We start from the raw sequence: 17,687 nt of genomic DNA, 5'->3' as shown, positions 1-17,687 counted from the left end.
GATGCTTATGGGTGCCGTAACAAATGCCGGGTTTTACGGTACGGGGTTATGTAATTATCCACAATATGATTGCATTAAAGTATCTTCGGGACAAAATTGGGAGAATTTGTTCCCAAATTCAGAGCAACGTGACATCGTTCAACGAATTAACCGCACTTATAACCCTTTATGGGTGGGTAAGGTTATTGCAGTGCCAAAAAATTTGGCATATGTCAATATATTTGATGTTGCTCCGTTCTCACTCAAAATACCTGGGGAACATCAAAAAGAAATTATTATTGATCAGGACAAATTAGCCTGGGGCGCATACGATGCTCAAGGACATTTAGTTAAGTGGGGTCCTATTTCTTCTGGGAGAGATCGATGTCCTGATGCGAACCGTTCTTGTCGTACATTGACGGGTATTTTCAGAGTATTTAGTAAAGAAAATGAAAAATGTACCTCAGATGTATTCCCTATAGGCAAAGGTGGCGCCAAAATGCCTTATTGTATGTTTTTCCATAAGGGTTTTGCATTACATGGTTCTTTAGATATTCCTGGAATAAGAGCTAGCCATGGTTGTGTGCGTATGTTTACTGAAGACGCTAGATGGTTGAACCAGGATTTTGTTGAGTTATCTAGTGAACGAAATAATTTCATGGGTACAACTGTAATTGTACGTCCAATAAATGATAGTGAGGCAATAAGATGAGCACACTACAGAAATTCACTTCAATTTCATTGATGCTTTGTTTCGGAGCGTTATCTAATCAGCTTGACGCAGCCAAAACTAAGAAGACTCCTGAGGAAATCCAACAAAAGGCAGCCAAAGAAGAAGCACGATTTCCTATCGGATGTACCGCTGTAGGTTATCGGCAACAGCTCAAAGTCTTGTCACTATTTCCAGGCAAAGAAGGGGCCTTACAATCCTTATATTTCTTTTATAATAAATTGCCACAAACCATTAGCTTGTATCAAATGCGTGATGAAGACAGTGAATACTCCACGCGAATAAATCACACTATCGGCCCAAATCAGTGGGCTGCCTTAGCTACCGGTGAGCCATTGGTTAAATTTATCTGTACCTTAGGAGATGGCAAAAAATCTTATGGCAAAATTATTGATTGTGCTCAGACAATAAAAGTATGCGAATATGTTCATGTGAAATTTGGTTTAAATAATAAGGGTAATTTTTGGATTTCAGATGGTAATACTAGAAATGGGGCCGTTAATGATGTAGTACATTACGGCATAATACCTGGGGTATAAATCTGGATTCAGCAGTTTAAATTGCTATTGAGTTTAGATTTAATTGCCATGTAAAGAGGGAGAATTTTCATGAAATCGCTAGTACCTTGGGTATGTTTGTTAGCAGCAACAGCGAGTCAACAAGTTTGGGCTGATGATTTCAGGGCATACCGATTAGGAAATTATAATAAAGCCATCAATTCTTTAATGATTCAAACCGGAAAAAATGCGGTTGCTGATTATTATTTGGGGCGAATCTATCTTTATGGATACGGTCAATTAAAAAATACTCAATTGGCTGTGCGTTATTTTACTCAGTCTGCACAGAAAGGATATTTACCAGCGATTCAACTTCTAGCCAAATATGCCTTAGTGTATGAAAAGGATCCTCAGCAGGCTGTTATCTGGTTTAAACAAGCCGCTTCAGCAGGTGATGTGAACGCACAAATGTTCATGGCTGCAGCCTATTTGTATGGCATAGGCGTTAAGAAAAATAAAGATACAGCTTCACGCTATTACATCGATGCGGCAAAAAATGGTAACTCTATTGCACAATTTACATTAGCAGAGGATTTTATCAATAGCCGTAATTCATCTAATAATAAATTAGGTCTTATTTGGTTAAATAAAGCTGCCAATAATGGTAATCCACAAGCATTAACCAAATTGGGTGATCTTTATATTTCCGGCAAGCTGGTTGAGCACAATGCAGCTAAAGGCATGGAATTATTAAACCAAGCTGTAGCACAAGGGTTTGCTCCAGCTATGGTAAAACTCAGTAAGATTGCTTTGGAGCAAAATCAAAAAGATGAGGCATTACAATGGATTAATAAAGTGGGAAATTACGAAAATAATGAAGCCTCTCTAGAAGTAGCTGAAATTTATTTAGACGCAAAAAATCCTATTTATAATCCTCATATCGCCTTTATGTGGACTTTAAAGACAGCGCAAAATGGATCCACCGATGGGAAACGTCGAGTATCAGAGTTGTATAAAAAAGGAATTGGGGTTGATGTTGATCTTAAAGTAGCCCAACAATGGCTTAACCAGGCAAATCAAGAGGATAAGTCGACTAATTCAAGTAAAGCTATTGCTGAAGCAGCATTATGGTTAAGTAATGGGACTACTAACAAATTGGAGAAAACGGCCTACCAAATGAATGGTATATTTGGTGAGTGGAATAATCCTGCAGTATTAGGTGATTATGCCTATAATCAAGCACCTAAATTGAAAACTATGTCACGTCGGCTTATTTTTAAACCACAGTTTGAATTGGTGCAACCCAATGAAGTCCCTATTACCAGTTATTATAATGCTCTTTTGAGTAAAAATGGAGACTACCAATCAAATCAATGGACTTACCCTATGTATCCATTAAATCCTCAGGCAGTAATCGTGGAAAGAGCAAATAGCCCTATAATTGCCCACCTTGATTTGCCAGTTCCTTATATTGATGCTCGTTATCCAGAGCTTGAGTCGCAAGAGGCAAGTCTTATGGATCTGTGGACTGATGAGTGGAAACAGCAATTAAATATCAAGACGGTTTTTTATCAATTATATAACCGCGCGATCTTAGGCGACGCACAAGCACAATTTGAAATAGGGCAAATGTTTCAATATGGGATAGGTGTGGCTCAAAATAATGATGCGGCAATTATTTTTTATCAAAATGCGGTACAGCAACAGCATTTGGGTGCTGAGTACAATTTGGGAATTTTATATTTATTGCATGCTAAAGGAAAAGAGGATTACCAGATGGCTTTAAATGATTTAACTGATGCAGCATTTAAAGGGAATAAAAAATCACAATACGTACTGGCAAGAATTCTTGAACAAGGTATAACAGGACCTGAGGGTACCGAATACATTAAGGCGGATCCTGAGCAAGCTAATTCCATGTTGTATCTGGCTGCAGCTAATGGGGATGGTTCTGCACAATATGACTTGGCTAACCATTTGGTGCGGCAGTATGACAGTGGTTTGAATGTAGATACCAAAAAGTTCAAAATTGCTCTGATTCGTCAATTGTACCAAGGAGCTGCGGATCGTGGTATTTCTAATGCATTATTGCCCCTCGCGTTTTATAATGCGATGGATAGCAATCCCCAAAAACAAGCACAAGCCTTTGTGGTTGCCAAAGAGCAGGCCGAAGCAGGTGATGAAAAAGCTGCGTTGCTATTGGGATTACTTTATGATCGTGGTATTGGGGTTAGTGCTGATCCAGGACAAGCGATTCATTGGTATCAACAGGCAGGGCAAAACGCTGTGAGCCAATTTATTTTAGGTACCTATGCTGCAGAAGGTAAAGGCCTAGAGAAAAATAAAGATAGAGCTATGGCACAACTCCAACAATCAATGAATGATAAGTTTTCTTATGCAGATTTTAATAGAGCAGTACTGCAATACCAAACAGGAGAAGAATTTTTACCTGCTCTAATTGATGCTTATGAATTAGGCAATAGTCATGCAGGTATTGTTTTAGCAGATTATTATTTAGCAGCAAATGATGATCCAGAAAAAATGAAACAAGCACGTAGGATATACGAAGGTTTAGCAGATAAAGGGGATCAAGATGCTCAATTAAAATTAGCTTATATGAGCGAGCAGGGCTTGGGCTCTGCACCAGATATAGCAGGGGCGCAACGTTGGTATACAGCTTCAGCAGAGCAAGGTAATTCATTAGCGGAATATTTATTGGGTCAATTTTACCAAGTCGGTGAGCAAGGTGATCCTGACTATACTTTGGCGAAGCAATGGTACCAAAAAGCAGCAGCAACTTTACCTGAAGCGCTTGTTGCTTTAGGATTTATTGATGAAACAGTTGATGATAATTATGCTCAAGCATTCAAGGTTTATGAACAGGCTGCCGCACAAGGTAATGGCTTAGGAATTTATAATCTGGCTTTAATGTATTTGTATGGTAAAGGTATTCCAGTAGATTTTGAAAAGGCTAAGAGTTTGTTCCTTGAGGCAGCAAATAAAGAAAATTCTGAGGCAATGAACCAACTGGCTAGTATTTATTTTACGGGTCTTGGGGGGCTGCCGCGTGATGCGCAACAAGCCTTAGCCTGGTATAAGAAAGCATCAGAAATGGGTAATGCAAATGCGCTTTATGAGTTAGGGCTACTTTCTGAAACGGGTGTGACTACTAAACTTGATTTTAATGAAGCGCTTAAATATTACCAGGCAGCAGCTGATAAGGGTAATGAAAAGGCAATGCTGGCTTTGGCAAGAATGTACCATTATGGTTTAGGCGTGGCAAAAAATCCTAAAATAGCAGCCAGTTACTATGAAAAATTAGCACTGCGGCAAAATGCATACGCTCAATATCAATTAGGTACCTACTATTTGGAAGGGACTGCAGGAGAGCAGTCACTTACTAAGGGAAAACAATTGTTACAACAAGCCAGTGACAATGGAAGTTTACAAGCGCGTAAATTATTATTACGCATGGAAGCATCACAAGATCGCGTGAGTTTTATTGAGCCGATTGTGATGAATCAAGCACCTATTGTAGCAGGTGAAACCGCAAATTTAATTTACCTTAATGCATTAAATGTGTGGAATCGAGGTGATGAAGTTTTATCGCGAATGATTTTACAGCAGCTAGTAACTCAATTTCCTGATTTTGTACCGGCAAAACAAATTTATGAACAGGTAAATCAAGCTAAACTCGAGAATATTTATAGTTAGGAAGTAGGTAAATGACATATTTGGTAACATTTTGTACGTTTGATAGAACTGTTGAAGCTAATCCTGCTTGGCATGGTGCATTCATTTTATCCAAATTGAATGAAGAGACAAAACAAGTAGAGGTTGCTGATACTTGGGGTTTTTATGGTGTTCCAAGTACAGGGGATCAAAATCATTGGTTGACGCGCTTAAAAAGAAGTATTGGCCTGGATATTGATTTGTTTGGAAATCATGGTTGGCTTGTTCATGAAGAGGTCCGTTATATGGAGCGTGGTCATGGACTACATGGCTTTTCTTATGAATTAACTAAAGAGCAATTTAATCAAATACAAATAGAATGTGCTAAACGCATTAATGATCAGGAAACGGCAGTTAAGGAGGCGCTGGCCAATGTTGATCTCAACGATAAAGCAACTAGAAAAGTAAGATATTATCCAGGAGAAGAATTTTCGCGAGAAATTTATATGATAGAGAAAAACAAGGCGAAAATAGAGGGACGTGAACCTCGACTTAGAGCATTTGATTTCACATTATCTTGGGTGAAATGGAGACCTTCTCTAAAAGGCTCCCACACCTGTAAGACTGAGGCTCTTGAAATATTAGGTCTTGTACTATGCTTTGAGCAGCTTGCACCTTATTATGCAGCAACATTTCCTCGGTTTGTGAGTGGGGATATGGAGAAAATTCTATTGCACAGCGAAGGACCTCTCGATGTGCATACTAAGTCTTCTGGAGAAAAAGTATATTTTCGCAAAAGAGAAACACCTGGGGTTAAATTAGTATGGTCTATACCCCCGCAAAAAATCGAATTATTACCGAATAGTAATGCGGGGATTTGTCTAGCAGTGGATGAGAACTATTGCGATGAAGCTAAAGCGATTGTAGGTAAACTTCAACGTTTGGAGTGGTTATTTCGTAATGCAATCATACCTGAACACTATGAGAATTATCAGGCTGAATTAGTTGATCGTATTATTGCTTGTTATCAGGATTTTTCTGTTATAGAACCTGAAACAAAAACACCAATAACATCCAGTTTAGTTGATAGAGTGCTTTCATTCTTTAGCGTGCCTAGAAATTTGGAGCAAAAAAATTTACAAATAAAAATAATGAGGGCTAAGGATCTTTTTAATTCGCTATATATGGCCCTTGTTGACGGTTGGGAGATTGATACCATACTGCAACCAGAATCAGAGGTAATTAATAATTCATTATTGCCATCAGATAATCCTTTAGAAGCCTTAGTTACTTATCTTACAGAAGCTACGCAGAAAAAAATGTGTAGTATTATAGGTCGTACTTATTGCGAACCTGAGTTTTTGTCTGATAAAGAAATTGCATTAAATTAACATGAGTTTTGAATAAAACCTGAATATATCACTTCGATCCATTTTGGGCTAAGGAACGACTTTAGCCCTATCTCAAAGTACGAGCTCCAAGTCTTGAGTCAGAGTTTCGAGAACGTATTGAGATAGAGACTGGAACAAAAGAAGAGAGGGGTGTTCATCTTAAACATGAGAAAGCCATCTGTGGCCGCCTCTGAAGAAAAAAGCACACATTAATGCTCACATGCTTCAGCATGATAGTTTGCTGTGTGCTGTTTATCAAATATCGCTATTTTTAAATGAAATAAGCATTTGTTTCTGATTAAGCAGTCATTGCCTTAACACGAGCATTCAAACGACTTTTAACGCGAGCAGCTTTATTCTTGTGAATTAAGCCTTTTCCGGCAGCTTTGTCAATAACAGGTTGTGCTTTAGCATAAGCATTGGTAGCTGCTTCTTTATTACCTGATTCAACAGCTTTTAGTACATTTTTAACGTAAGTACGGAACATAGAACGTGCGCTGGCATTATGTTGACGCAGTTTTACGTTTTGGCGAGCACGTTTGATCGCTGATTTAATATTTGCCACTTAAAGATCTCCAGTCATTTCAGACACTACATAAAGCTGTGATTTTGCACAAGGAGCGCGAATTTGTCAATAGACTTTTTTCTCCAGTAGCGGCCAATATGAGATAGAGCAAAAGGATTTACTTATTTGATCATCATTACTAATCAACTGAAATATTGACAGACTCTATGTAACTATACCTATTTAGGTATATCATAAGACATCTTTTGTAAATTAATAGAATTATGTTAGTAACTAAAACCGATGTGATGATACCCAAACGACAAAGTTTGTTGCGTTCAACAACTTTAGTTTCATTAATGACTTTTATTTCTCGATTAATGGGTTTTGTGCGTGATATGGTTCTTGCTAATTTTTTTGGGGCTCAGGCAGGAATGGATGCATTTTTCGTTGCTTTTCGTATCCCTAATTTTATGCGCCGTCTTTTTGCTGAAGGGGCTTTTGCCCAAGCTTTTGTTCCGGTGCTTGCTGAATATCAAAAAACACGTTCTGCTGCGGATGTACGCATATTTATTGCTCGTATAGCAGGTTATCTAGGATCTATTCTTACTGTTGTAACAGTCCTGGGAATGGTTGCATCTCCGGTCATTATCTTTCTATTTGCTCCAGGTTTTAACCATGATAGCAGTCGTTCATTATTGGCTACAGAGATGTTGCGCATCACTTTTCCTTTTTTAATGCTCGTTTCTTTAACGGCCATGTCTGGGGCTGTATTAAATACTTATGGCTATTTCGCAGTGCCTGCATTCACGCCGGTATTGCTAAATATCTGTATGATCTTAGCTGCTTTTTATCTATGTCCCCATCTGCCTCAACCTGTTGTGGGGTTGGCATGGGGAGTATTGATTGCTGGTATTGTACAATTGCTATTTCAACTTCCTTTTTTATATCGGCGTACTTTGCTGGTAAGACCCCAAGTGGTTAGAAATGATCTTGGGGTCAATCGTGTGCTTAAATTGATGGTTCCTGCTTTATTCGGTGTCTCGATTGCGCAACTTAATTTGATGGTTGATAGTATTTTTGCTTCATTCCTAAAAGTAGGTAGTGTATCGTGGCTATACTACACGGATCGTTTAACCGATTTTCCTTTAGGTGTTTTTGGTGTAGCCATAGCAACGGTGATTCTACCGCATCTTTCCAGGCGTCATGCAGAGCAAAGCATTATTCAGTATTCACGAGCATTAGATTGGGGATTACGTTCTATTTTGTTAATAGGCATTCCTGCTGGTTTAGGTTTGTGTTTATTTTCTATGCCCTTAATCGTCAGTTGTTTTGCTTATGGCAAGTTTACATTAGCGGATGTGCTTCAAACGCAGAAAAGTTTAATTACATTAGCAGTAGGTGTTCCAGCATTTATGATGGTTAAAGTATTAGCGTCTGGCTTTTATGCTCAGCAAGATATTAGTACACCTGTTAAAATAGGAGCAATATCTATGGTAGTAAATACTATTTTGTGCTCTCTATTTGTTTGGCATTTTGCTCATGCAGGACTTACTTTAGCTTCGACATTGGCCGGTTATGTCAATTGTGGCTTGTTACTATTTTTACTGATTAGACGAGGTGTATTTCAGCCGTCTCCAGGTTGGTTGAAATACAGTGTACAATTAATGGGTGCTAATATTGCGATTAGCGTATACTTGACTCTAATGAATGGTACAGTTGAATATTGGTTAAGTTTTTCGCCAATAATGCGTTTGGGTTTATTGTCCGCGCATGTATTTGCTGCAGTAGTAATTTATTTATTGGTGTTAGGTTTGACTGGACTTAGACCTATTCACTTTCGTGGTCAGATGAAGGAATAAAGAAAAATGCATGCCCAATTATTTTATAATTCTCGCGGTGATCAAGCGATCCCTCTTTATTTAATTTCTCAAACCCAATGGGCGAATGGTATCGATTCATTAACGTTAGCAGAACGTAATGGGTTTGCTTTGAAACAATTTAAAGCAAAGATAGGTGATTATTATTTAGTTAATAATGCAGATGGTTTAATCGATAAGGCTTATATAGGTACGGGTAATGGGAATCAGGCATTGGCTTTAGCAAATGCTGCATTGCAATTGCCAGCTAATTGCTATGAGGTACAAGGACTTATAAGTCAGGAAGCAGCACTTTTTTGGGCATTAGCACAATATCGTTATGATCAATATAAAAAAAATGAGGTTCAGCCTCGAGTCTTACTCATCAAACCAGATGAATTACACAATCTGTTGGCTTTGGCAGATGCTCATTTTTTAGTGCGTGATTTAGTGAATAAGCCAACTTATGATTTAGGTCCTAAAGAAATGGCTAAGGTAGTTGAGCAATTGGCTAAAACTCATGGGGCAAAATTTAAACAATGGGTAGGTGATGAATTGCTTCATGAGAATTTCCCTGCCATACATGCTGTGGGGCGTGCTGCGATATCAGAGCCTCGTTTATTGTCTTTAACCTGGGGTAGTGAGGTTCACCCAAAAGTTACCTTGGTTGGAAAAGGTGTTTGTTTTGACACGGGCGGTTTAGACATTAAATCTGCTTACGGAATGCGTTTAATGAAAAAAGATATGGGTGGTGCTGCTCATGTAATTGGTCTAGCTCAGTGGATCATGACTCGGAGTCTACCTGTGCGTTTGCAAATGCTGATCCCTGCAGTCGAAAATGCAATTGGTCCTAATGCATTTAGACCTGGAGATGTACTAACCATGCGCAATGGTTTAACCGTAGAAGTACATAATACAGATGCTGAAGGACGTTTGATTTTGGCTGATGCTTTGGTGAAAGCCTGTGAAGATCAACCTGATTTATTAATTGATTTTGCTACCCTAACTGGAGCTGCTCGAGTTTCAGTAGGTACCGAAATATCCGCTTTATTTACTAATAATGAGCAATTAGCGGCTGATGTACTCGATGCATCGCTTAAAGTGATGGATCCATTGTGGCGCCTGCCTTTATTTTCTCCTTATGAAGAGTATCTCAAATCAAATATGGCGGATATGTCAAATGCATGCGATCACCCTTATGCTGGCGCTATTATTGCGAGTCTTTTTCTTCAGCGCTTCATAACAGAAGCGACTCCATGGTTGCATTTTGATATTATGGCCTGGAATGAAAAAAACAAACCCGGTAAACCAGAAGGTGGAGAAGTTATGGGATTGCGTGCGGTAGCGGAATATTTGTTACGAGTTTATGGATAAAGAACAAGGAGTTTTCATGTTAGTAACTTTTCATTCAGATGCTTATGAAAACATTGCTTATTTGGGTGATGTGGCTAAGCAATTACTGGTATTAATGGGACATAGCGGCACTATCCCTGGAGCTATCAAATCACATGATCTTTCAGAGGCATTAAGTCATTTGCAGCAAGGTCTCGCACAAGAGAAAATCACCAGCGTGCAAGAACAAGAAGACGATGAAGAAGAAAAAATTAGTTTGGCAAAACGTGCAATTCCTTTGATTAATTTATTAAAAGCCTCGATTAAAGAAAACTGTGATGTGTTGTGGAATGTTTAACATGTTGCGTTTACGGCAATATTATTTAATTTGATGCGTTAGTAGCTCGCAGCTTTTAGCTCGGTATTCCCTGTATTTTGCACGACCCAGCTCTTTCTCTGATTCAGTATTGATGACCAACTCAATTACCCGTTTAAATTGAGCATAAAAAGGAGGAATTTGAGGAGTGAGATTTAATAAAATATCATTAAATCCTCTAGGATTATTAGCACAACCGATTTGTATTGGTGGCGGCGGTTCAGGACCTTCACCTTGCAAGTTATGGGGAATAAAGCTGTCGTCCTTAAAGGTCCATAATAACTCATCGATTAATTCAGCATGCTCTTGGTTATTACAAAAAACATACACTCTATGTCCTCTGATATAGGCCTTTTCTAAAAGACGACAAGTAATTAACCAGCGAGCTTGGTTCTGGTCACTTTCTAGTAAGTAAAAATCAACGCGAATTGGTGGCATGGCGAATTAATTGAGTTAATAAAGGAACAGGTCTACCAGTAGCATTACGTTTTTTTCCACAAACCCATGCTGTACCAGCGATATCTAAATGAGCCCAGCGGTATTTTTCAGTGAATCGTGATAAGAAACATGCTGCAGTAATACTACTGGCCGTGCGATCAAAGTTCGCATTAATCATATCTGCTAAAGGACTCTCTATGGCATCTTGATAGTCCTCATCTAAGGGCATACGCCAGACGCGATCATTGCTTTCTTTAGCGGCTTCTCCAATGAGTTGCGCTAAATGCTCATCATTAGTCATAAAACCAGTGGCAACACTTCCTAAAGCAACAATAATTGCCCCAGTTAATGTAGCAATATCAATTACAAATTGGGGGTTAAAACGTTCAGCGTAAGTTAAGGCATCGGCCAGTACTAAACGACCTTCAGCATCAGTATTCAGAATTTCTACAGTTTGTCCTGACATACTAGTAACTATATCACCAGGTTTTATGGCTTTCCCGCTAATCATATTTTCTGTGCTAGCAATCAGTCCAACAACATTAATTGGAAGCTTAAGAAGAGCGCAGGCTTTAATTGTTCCTAAAACACTCGCGGCACCACACATATCATATTTCATTTCATCCATAGCATTTGCAGGTTTAATGGACATGCCACCAGAATCAAAGGTAATGCCTTTACCTACCAAGACAATAGGTGCAGCATCTCCAGCTCCTTTGTAGTGTATGTCAATAAGTCTTGGTGGTTGTTCTGAGCCTTGAGCTACAGCTAATAAAGCACCCATGCCATGTTGACGTAATTCATCCGGACCCATCACGGTGCACTTTATTGTTGAAGCAAATTTTTTTGCTAATTGTATTGCTTGCTCGCCTAGGTAAGTGGGCGTACAAATATTGGCAGGCATATTAGCAAGATTACGTGTGAATTCCACACCTTGCGCAATTGCTTGTCCTGTTTCTAATGCGTGTTTCGTGGCATTAGGCAGATAAAAACTAATAGATTGCAATGCATGAGGTATAGCATTTTTCTTTTTAAAATCGAGCAATTGATAGCATTGATTGTCGATGTGAACAAGCATTTGCTCTAGCTGCCAGTCTGCAGAATATTGAGTCAATTGCGGAAGGCACAAAGTTGCTGATTTGATACGTTGCTTTATTAAAGCATCGGTGATTTCAGCGAGCCTTTTTTTCAATAGATTGGGAGTAAATTTTTCTTTTTTACCGCATTGAATAAGTAAAAAACTGTGTCCCTCAAGATCCGTTTGCCAAACCGCATCGCCTGCGTCGGTAGCTTTTTGCGATAGTTTGGTAATCAAGCCATGGTGTTCTTTATCTAAAGATTGAGCAAATTCGGATAACTCGTCATCAGAAAAAATACCAAGTACAAGACATTCACTAATCAACAAAGAAGGCTTTGCGGTTAATCCGAAATGCATTGTTCACTCCTATGTAATCCTTTTAGAAAAAGCAATTGAATTTTAAGTTAAGAATTAAGCTTACGTGTCAATTTGCCGGGAAACGACGCTATTCTTTATCTTAATTGCAGTGAACATTAATTTCTCATTACGGTTCAATGGCTTTTTCTAGAATAATGAAATTGCTTAAGTTAACAGCTTGGTTTTAACTTAAGTTAAATTTATGCCTATTCTACCTAAATTACTTCAGTATTTAAACGGGCATTTTGCAATCATTAGTCAATGGCTCAACGGGTACTATCACTTGTACATTAATGCCTTTTATGGTTGGGCTGTTCAGAGCTTTTTGTAGGTATTCTACTAAAGGAATATCCACTATTTTGCCATATTCTGATGATGCTTCTCTATAATACAATTGACCGTGATCACGCACGGCAAAGCCTAAATGAGAAATAGTTAATGCTGTGCCAATTTTTTCTCGTAGATCCCAGTTGGGTCTTACTATTTCAATGATGGCTCCCTGTGGAATTTGAGCAAATAAATACATATCCGGTTGATTTTTTTCTGGGAATAATGCGCTAAAGGGTAAATAAGGAACTTTTTCGGTGGCAATTTCTAATTTTGCTCCTTTTTCTTTCAATTCAACCAGTCGTGCTTTCTGTGTTTCCATATCTGCATTCTGTAATCTAATTGTTTTTATTGTTTTATGAGCATACCAGTTAGGTTTGTCAATTTGTGCGGTAGCGAATTGAGCTACTGGACGCTGTTGTTTGTCTTTAATCGACAGAGTGATGTCTTTAAATATCTTAGCTTGTTGATGTGTTTGATTCCAATCTAAACCCGTAAAATGCAGTCGTTGGATGTAAGATACTTTACCATTCCGATAACGCATCTGATCGATGCATTGTTGAAAAGATGGTAAGGAGTTTGCTAAAGCTAAAGAAATTACTGTATTGACATAGGTATCGCAATCAAATCCATCTACTCGATATTGGGGAAATTGATCGTATCGCGCTTTAGCTCCTTCTCCCAAAGGGCCCAGTTGGTAAGGCACACCAAGAAATTGTTTACTAATCCAATTGATTCGTTGTGGCATGGAACTATTCGGCATGCTGTTCAGCTTATGATATAGTTTCTCTATCGATACATTGGTTTGTTTTTTTGAAGTGTCAGAATCAGAGGTACAGCTGGAAACGCCAGCGATAACACTGGATGCAAAAGCTAAATTTTTTAAGGAAGTTATCAAATATTTCATGAAGAATGTCCTACAGTCTGCACTAAACATAAACGCTATGGTAACCTCTTATATGAGCAGGAGCAAGTATGTTGAATATAATATGGCTTGGAATGATATTGACCTCAGTTATTGTAGGTATTATTGAAGGACGTATCGATGAGGTTGTACTTGCAGTGACTGGCTCAGCAAAACTTGGTTTTGAAATTGCTTTGGCTTTAGTCGGTATTATGTGTTTATGGCTTGGCATTATGTCTATAGCCACTGAATCAGGTTTAATGCATGTATTGGGCAAGGTGCTACGTCCTGTTTTAAGGCGTTTATTTCCTGAAATTCCCCCAGAACATCCTGCAATGGGCGCGATTGCAATGAATATTGCGGCAAATATGTTAGGACTTGCAAATGCAGCAACACCATTTGGTTTGCAAGCAATGAAGGAGCTGCAGACACTGAATCAGCATGCCAAAATTGCTACTAATTCAATGTGTACTTTTTTGGCGATCAATACGTCCAGCGTGCAGTTAATTCCCGCCACAGCAATTGCCTATCTTGCAGCAAATGGCAGCACCAATCCGAGCAGCGTTGTATTTAGCTCTTTAATTGCAACAATTCTATCGACCTTTGTTGCAATTATTGCGGTAAAACAATTTGCTAAATTGCCACTGTTTCGAGTTAAACAGGGAGACAGCTTATGAGCATGTTAGCGAATCAATTATCTAATGGAATACTTTTACTTTTTGTTGTCGGTATCCCCCTTTATGCAGCAGTAGTAAAAAAAATCAATGTATTTGATGCGTTTATTATTGGAGCCAAACAAGGTTTTGATACAGTGTTAAGTATCGTACCTTTTTTAATCGCGATGATGGTTGCTATAGGCATGTTACGCGCTTCAGGTTTTTTTACCTTAATGGAACAGCTTCTTGCACCTATAATGACAAAGATTGGCATGCCTCCCGAAGTATTACCTTTAGCACTAATTAGACCTTTTTCTGGAGGTGCTTCAACAGGAATTATGGCTGAGCTGATTCATCAATACGGTGGCAACTCATTGATTGCCAAAACTGCAGCCACCATGATGGGAAGCACAGAAACCACATTTTATGTGATCGCTGTATATTTTGGTTCAGTTGGCATTCGCCATACACGACACGCTATTCCGGCAGGGTTACTGGCAGATTTAGCCGGCATTATCGCTTCTGTAATTATTTGCCGATATTTGTTTGCATGATCAGTTAACTAGGGTAGGAGTCTAGCCAACCTTATTATTTTTTTTCTTGCTCTTACTGGCATAACTTGCTTCTTCGACTAATTTCAAACGAGAGAATAAAGCATATGTTTTTGTTTTAAATGAAGCCATTTCACGTGCAGGCACAGGAGAAGCGGTTGGTAAGTAAGTTGTGGTGGGGTTTTTAGGTTCATCGCGAACATGAAGTTCATAATGACAATGAGGACCTGTAGCAAGACCTGTTTGGCCTACATAACCAATTACTTGTCCTCGTCGTACCCGACTACCTTTGGATAAACCTTTCTGAAATCTGAGCATGTGACCATAGACGGTACTGTAGATTTTATCATGCTTAATTTCAATCATGTTACCGTATCCATTGTGACGTCCGATGGTTTTAATAATTCCATCACCTGTTGCCTGAATAGGAGTACCAATTGGTGCTGCTAAATCAATTCCTTTATGGGCCCTTCGATAATGTAATATGGGATGATACCTCGATGCAGTAAAAGTCGAACTGATATGGCTAAATTTAATAGGATAACGTGAAAATGCTTTTTTAAAGCTTTCTCCTTTCGGGGTATAATAATCACGAGTTCCATTGGTACTAATATGACGCACTGCTTGCGCTGTTTTATTACGGCTAGTATAACTTACAGCAACGAGATCACCAATTCCTACCATTTTGTCTTTTACATATTGAGCTTCGTAAATAAGAGAAAAACGATCTCCAGAGTGAACGCCATGGGCAAAATCAACTTGCTTACTTAAAATCGTAGTCATCTGATGAATTAATTTACTGGGAATACCTGAGCGTTGCGCCGTAAGATAAAGCGATCCATCAACAACAGCTGTGACATAACGCTCTTGATTAGTTACTTTCTTAGAGTCTATTTGGGTTTTATAAACAGCTCCATCTCTATAAACTGTTAGGGTTTGAATATCATTCATAGGAATGATGAGTTTCTCCAATTTCTTTTTATTGATCAAAAATTGAAATTCCTGATTTGGCTTTATTGAAGTAAGAATTTTTGCATGGGGATTCTTATAAGTAATTAAATGTAAATTTTGCGCTGATAATCCAAGACGATGAAATATAGAGGCCATCGAATCACCCGATCGTGATTTAATAGTTTGCCATTCATTATCTTTGGGTTTTTTTACAGTTTTAATGGCTTTACTTATTATAATTTTTTCAATTGACTGCTCTGTTTTGTCGGTTGAAACTGTTGTAATCAGTTTATTCTCTGGTAAGGTTTTCTCTGCAGTGATTACTTTTTCTTCTTTAATTTTTTGCTCTACTACTTTCGCTATCTCTTGAGTGTCTATAGACGGTGTTTGCTGCGTCATTGTTTCTTTTTCTTGCTTGGGTAATGAAATAGATTGACGAGTTAAGCGATTATGATCATGATGTGAAAAGTTCTTCACGAGCACGTAAGGAAGCGAAAGGGCAATAATTAATGCAAAGCCCATTAATAATTTTGATGGATTACCAGATTGTCGTGTTCGATTATAAGGTTTTTTATCCATTGTTTGCCTATATGTTGTCATCCTCAAGAATGCATTATTTGCATTTATTTAATTTTGGGTGACAAATTATTTTAAATCACCTGTTGGGTATAGCAGGAAATTGCCAACCGGGCTAAGATACTCGGTGTAAGAAGATAGGTCAATCATTTATAAAGGTTTTGATGTCATGATAGTTGAAGATTCAGTTTGCTCCGAATTAATGCGAGGTTGTGAAGAGGTACTTCCTCAACAGGAATTAGAGAAAAAACTCCAAAAAAATATTCCTTTAAAAATAAAGGCAGGTTTTGATCCTACAGCCCCTGATTTGCATTTAGGACATACTGTATTACTTAATAAATTAAGACAATTTCAACAGTTTGGTCATGAAGTTATTTTTTTAATCGGTGATTTTACGGCAATAATTGGTGATCCCACGGGAAAAAATGTAACCCGTTTGCCTTTAAGTAAAGAGACTGTGTTGGAAAATGCGAGAACCTATCAAGAACAAGTTTTTAAAATATTGGATCCGCAAAAAACACGTATTGTTTTTAATTCACAATGGCTTGGCAAGTTTAGTGCAGTGGATCTAATTCGGCTAGCGGCAACACATACTGTTGCACGTATGTTAGAACGTGATGATTTTAACAATCGCTATGCTTCAGGCCAACCGATTGCCATTCATGAATTCTTATATCCTTTATTACAAGGTTATGATTCAGTAGAATTGAAGGCGGATGTAGAATTTGGCGGAACAGATCAGAAATTCAACTTATTAATGGGACGAGAGTTACAAAAGCATTATGGTTTAGAACCACAAGTAATTATGATGACTCCGTTAATTGAAGGATTGGACGGTGTTAAGAAGATGTCTAAGTCTTTGAACAATTATATAGGCATTAATGAACCTGCTGCAGAAATGTTTGGTAAAATAATGTCTATTTCTGATGAGTTGATGTGGCGCTATATTAATTTATTAAGTTTTAAAACAGGAAATGAACTACACAATTTAAAGAATTCTGTAGTCCAAGGAGCAAATCCCAGAGACATTAAAATTGATTTTGCTAAAGAGATTGTTTCTCGTTTCCACACTCAAGCAGAAGCAGAACAAGCTCATAAGAAGTTTATTGAGCGTTTTCAGAAAGGTATTATTCCTGAAGATTTGGAAGAAATATCAATAACAAGTAAAGAACCTCTTCCACTAGCTCAATTATTAAAGCAAATGAACTTAACCCAAAGTACTTCTGAATCTATTCGTATGGTTAAGCAGGGTGCTGTCAAAGTAGATAGCGAGAAAGTTGAAGACCCAACCTTAATATTACCTGCAGGAAACACTTATATAGTACAAGTAGGAAAACGTAGAATGGCAAAGTTACATTTGCAATAAGCACTGCGTTTTTAATTTTTTAAAAAAACTGCAGAAAGGGTTTGACAAGGGAAGTGAAATGAGTAGAATACGCAGCACGCCTTGAGGGCAAATTCATTAAGAAGAGAGAAGACAAACTGTGTGGGCACTTTGTTGAATGAAG

15 protein-coding genes are annotated in these 17,687 nt (G+C 38.2%); 10 read left to right on the top strand and 5 right to left on the bottom strand.

What is annotated here, in order from left to right; translation table 11 throughout:
- The first annotated feature begins 1 nt into the window (after position 1).
- From WA877_RS01210 to WA877_RS01195, 4 genes are all read left to right on the top strand, one after another.
- Positions 2 to 691, top strand: a complete 690-nt coding sequence (locus WA877_RS01210) for a L,D-transpeptidase (RefSeq protein WP_425169120.1) — start codon at positions 2 to 4, stop codon at positions 689 to 691.
- Positions 688 to 1,248 carry an endopeptidase IV gene (locus tag WA877_RS01205; RefSeq protein ID WP_425169119.1) on the top strand — a complete coding sequence of 187 codons (561 nt, stop codon included), beginning with the start codon at positions 688 to 690 and terminating at the stop codon, positions 1,246 to 1,248. Before WA877_RS01210 ends, WA877_RS01205 begins: the two co-directional genes overlap by 4 nt.
- Positions 1,249 to 1,317: 69 nt before the next feature.
- On the top strand, positions 1,318 to 4,920 hold the full coding sequence (locus WA877_RS01200; RefSeq protein ID WP_425169118.1) for a tetratricopeptide repeat protein: 3,603 nt from the start codon (positions 1,318 to 1,320) through the stop codon (positions 4,918 to 4,920).
- Between the two features lie 11 nt (positions 4,921 to 4,931).
- Positions 4,932 to 6,269 carry a hypothetical protein gene (locus tag WA877_RS01195; RefSeq protein WP_425169117.1) on the top strand — a complete coding sequence of 446 codons (1,338 nt, stop codon included), beginning with the start codon at positions 4,932 to 4,934 and terminating at the stop codon, positions 6,267 to 6,269.
- 298 nt (positions 6,270 to 6,567) lie between these two features.
- On the opposite strand, the gene rpsT is transcribed toward WA877_RS01195, so the two are convergent.
- A complete protein-coding gene (gene rpsT / locus WA877_RS01190) occupies positions 6,568 to 6,834 on the bottom strand; it encodes a 30S ribosomal protein S20 (protein ID WP_425169116.1) in 267 nt (88 codons plus the stop codon).
- Between the two features lie 224 nt (positions 6,835 to 7,058).
- Between rpsT and murJ the strand changes: the two genes are divergently transcribed.
- The 3 genes from murJ to WA877_RS01175 are packed head-to-tail and all read left to right on the top strand — an operon-like array spanning position 7,059 to position 10,323.
- The gene (gene murJ, locus WA877_RS01185; RefSeq protein ID WP_425169115.1) at positions 7,059 to 8,636 is read left to right on the top strand and encodes a murein biosynthesis integral membrane protein MurJ; all 1,578 of its coding nucleotides are present in this window, start codon (positions 7,059 to 7,061) and stop codon (positions 8,634 to 8,636) included.
- A 6-nt stretch (positions 8,637 to 8,642) separates the two neighbouring features.
- Positions 8,643 to 10,007, top strand: a complete 1,365-nt coding sequence (locus tag WA877_RS01180) for a leucyl aminopeptidase family protein (RefSeq protein WP_425169114.1) — start codon at positions 8,643 to 8,645, stop codon at positions 10,005 to 10,007.
- A gap of 16 nt (positions 10,008 to 10,023) precedes the next feature.
- Complete coding sequence (locus tag WA877_RS01175) at positions 10,024 to 10,323, top strand: DUF1840 domain-containing protein (RefSeq protein WP_425169113.1); 300 nt, start codon at positions 10,024 to 10,026, stop codon at positions 10,321 to 10,323.
- Positions 10,324 to 10,344: 21 nt separating this feature from the next.
- Here WA877_RS01175 and WA877_RS01170 read toward each other — a convergent pair whose 3' ends face one another.
- The 3 genes from WA877_RS01170 to WA877_RS01160 form a co-directional block, all read right to left on the bottom strand.
- Entirely contained in the window at positions 10,345 to 10,779 is a 435-nt protein-coding gene (locus WA877_RS01170) for a DNA polymerase III subunit chi (RefSeq protein WP_425169112.1), read from the bottom strand.
- Positions 10,760 to 12,214, bottom strand: a complete 1,455-nt coding sequence (locus WA877_RS01165) for a leucyl aminopeptidase (protein ID WP_425169111.1) — start codon at positions 12,212 to 12,214, stop codon at positions 10,760 to 10,762. Before WA877_RS01165 ends, WA877_RS01170 begins: the two co-directional genes overlap by 20 nt.
- 232 nt (positions 12,215 to 12,446) lie before the next feature.
- Positions 12,447 to 13,448: an N-acetylmuramoyl-L-alanine amidase-like domain-containing protein gene (locus tag WA877_RS01160; protein ID WP_425169110.1), complete on the bottom strand. Its 1,002-nt coding sequence runs from the start codon at positions 13,446 to 13,448 to the stop codon at positions 12,447 to 12,449.
- 68 nt (positions 13,449 to 13,516) lie between these two features.
- Between WA877_RS01160 and WA877_RS01155 the strand changes: the two genes are divergently transcribed.
- Positions 13,517 to 14,122, top strand: coding sequence for a nucleoside recognition domain-containing protein (locus WA877_RS01155; protein WP_425169109.1), 606 nt, complete (start codon positions 13,517 to 13,519; stop codon positions 14,120 to 14,122).
- The gene (locus tag WA877_RS01150) at positions 14,119 to 14,655 is read left to right on the top strand and encodes a spore maturation protein (RefSeq protein ID WP_425169108.1); all 537 of its coding nucleotides are present in this window, start codon (positions 14,119 to 14,121) and stop codon (positions 14,653 to 14,655) included. Before WA877_RS01155 ends, WA877_RS01150 begins: the two co-directional genes overlap by 4 nt.
- A gap of 21 nt (positions 14,656 to 14,676) precedes the next feature.
- Here WA877_RS01150 and WA877_RS01145 read toward each other — a convergent pair whose 3' ends face one another.
- Positions 14,677 to 16,182, bottom strand: coding sequence for a peptidoglycan DD-metalloendopeptidase family protein (locus WA877_RS01145; protein WP_425169107.1), 1,506 nt, complete (start codon positions 16,180 to 16,182; stop codon positions 14,677 to 14,679).
- 166 nt (positions 16,183 to 16,348) lie between these two features.
- On the opposite strand from WA877_RS01145, the gene tyrS reads away from it, so the two are divergent.
- A complete protein-coding gene (tyrS, locus tag WA877_RS01140; RefSeq protein WP_425169106.1) occupies positions 16,349 to 17,545 on the top strand; it encodes a tyrosine--tRNA ligase in 1,197 nt (398 codons plus the stop codon).
- The last annotated feature ends 142 nt before the right edge of the window (positions 17,546 to 17,687 follow it).

Source organism: Legionella sp., from assembly GCF_049790535.1.
Classification (GTDB): domain Bacteria; phylum Pseudomonadota; class Gammaproteobacteria; order Legionellales; family Legionellaceae; genus Legionella.
Note: the sequence above shows the minus strand (reverse complement) of the source record. Positions and strands in the feature narration are given on the sequence as shown.

Excerpts from the sequence above, each read along its gene's own strand:
- WA877_RS01170 (WP_425169112.1), bottom strand. The coding sequence starts at position 10,779 with ATGCCACCAATTCGCGTTGATTTTTACTTACTAGAAAGTGACCAGAAC.
- WA877_RS01200 (WP_425169118.1), top strand. The coding sequence starts at position 1,318 with ATGAAATCGCTAGTACCTTGGGTATGTTTGTTAGCAGCAACAGCGAGT.
- WA877_RS01165 (WP_425169111.1), bottom strand. The coding sequence starts at position 12,214 with ATGCATTTCGGATTAACCGCAAAGCCTTCTTTGTTGATTAGTGAATGT.
- WA877_RS01150 (WP_425169108.1), top strand. The coding sequence starts at position 14,119 with ATGAGCATGTTAGCGAATCAATTATCTAATGGAATACTTTTACTTTTT.
- WA877_RS01195 (WP_425169117.1), top strand. The coding sequence starts at position 4,932 with ATGACATATTTGGTAACATTTTGTACGTTTGATAGAACTGTTGAAGCT.
- tyrS (WP_425169106.1), top strand. The coding sequence starts at position 16,349 with ATGATAGTTGAAGATTCAGTTTGCTCCGAATTAATGCGAGGTTGTGAA.
- WA877_RS01205 (WP_425169119.1), top strand. The coding sequence starts at position 688 with ATGAGCACACTACAGAAATTCACTTCAATTTCATTGATGCTTTGTTTC.
- WA877_RS01145 (WP_425169107.1), bottom strand. The coding sequence starts at position 16,182 with ATGGATAAAAAACCTTATAATCGAACACGACAATCTGGTAATCCATCA.
- WA877_RS01155 (WP_425169109.1), top strand. The coding sequence starts at position 13,517 with ATGTTGAATATAATATGGCTTGGAATGATATTGACCTCAGTTATTGTA.
- WA877_RS01180 (WP_425169114.1), top strand. The coding sequence starts at position 8,643 with ATGCATGCCCAATTATTTTATAATTCTCGCGGTGATCAAGCGATCCCT.
- murJ (WP_425169115.1), top strand. The coding sequence starts at position 7,059 with ATGTTAGTAACTAAAACCGATGTGATGATACCCAAACGACAAAGTTTG.
- WA877_RS01160 (WP_425169110.1), bottom strand. The coding sequence starts at position 13,448 with ATGAAATATTTGATAACTTCCTTAAAAAATTTAGCTTTTGCATCCAGT.
- WA877_RS01175 (WP_425169113.1), top strand. The coding sequence starts at position 10,024 with ATGTTAGTAACTTTTCATTCAGATGCTTATGAAAACATTGCTTATTTG.
- WA877_RS01210 (WP_425169120.1), top strand. The coding sequence starts at position 2 with ATGCTTATGGGTGCCGTAACAAATGCCGGGTTTTACGGTACGGGGTTA.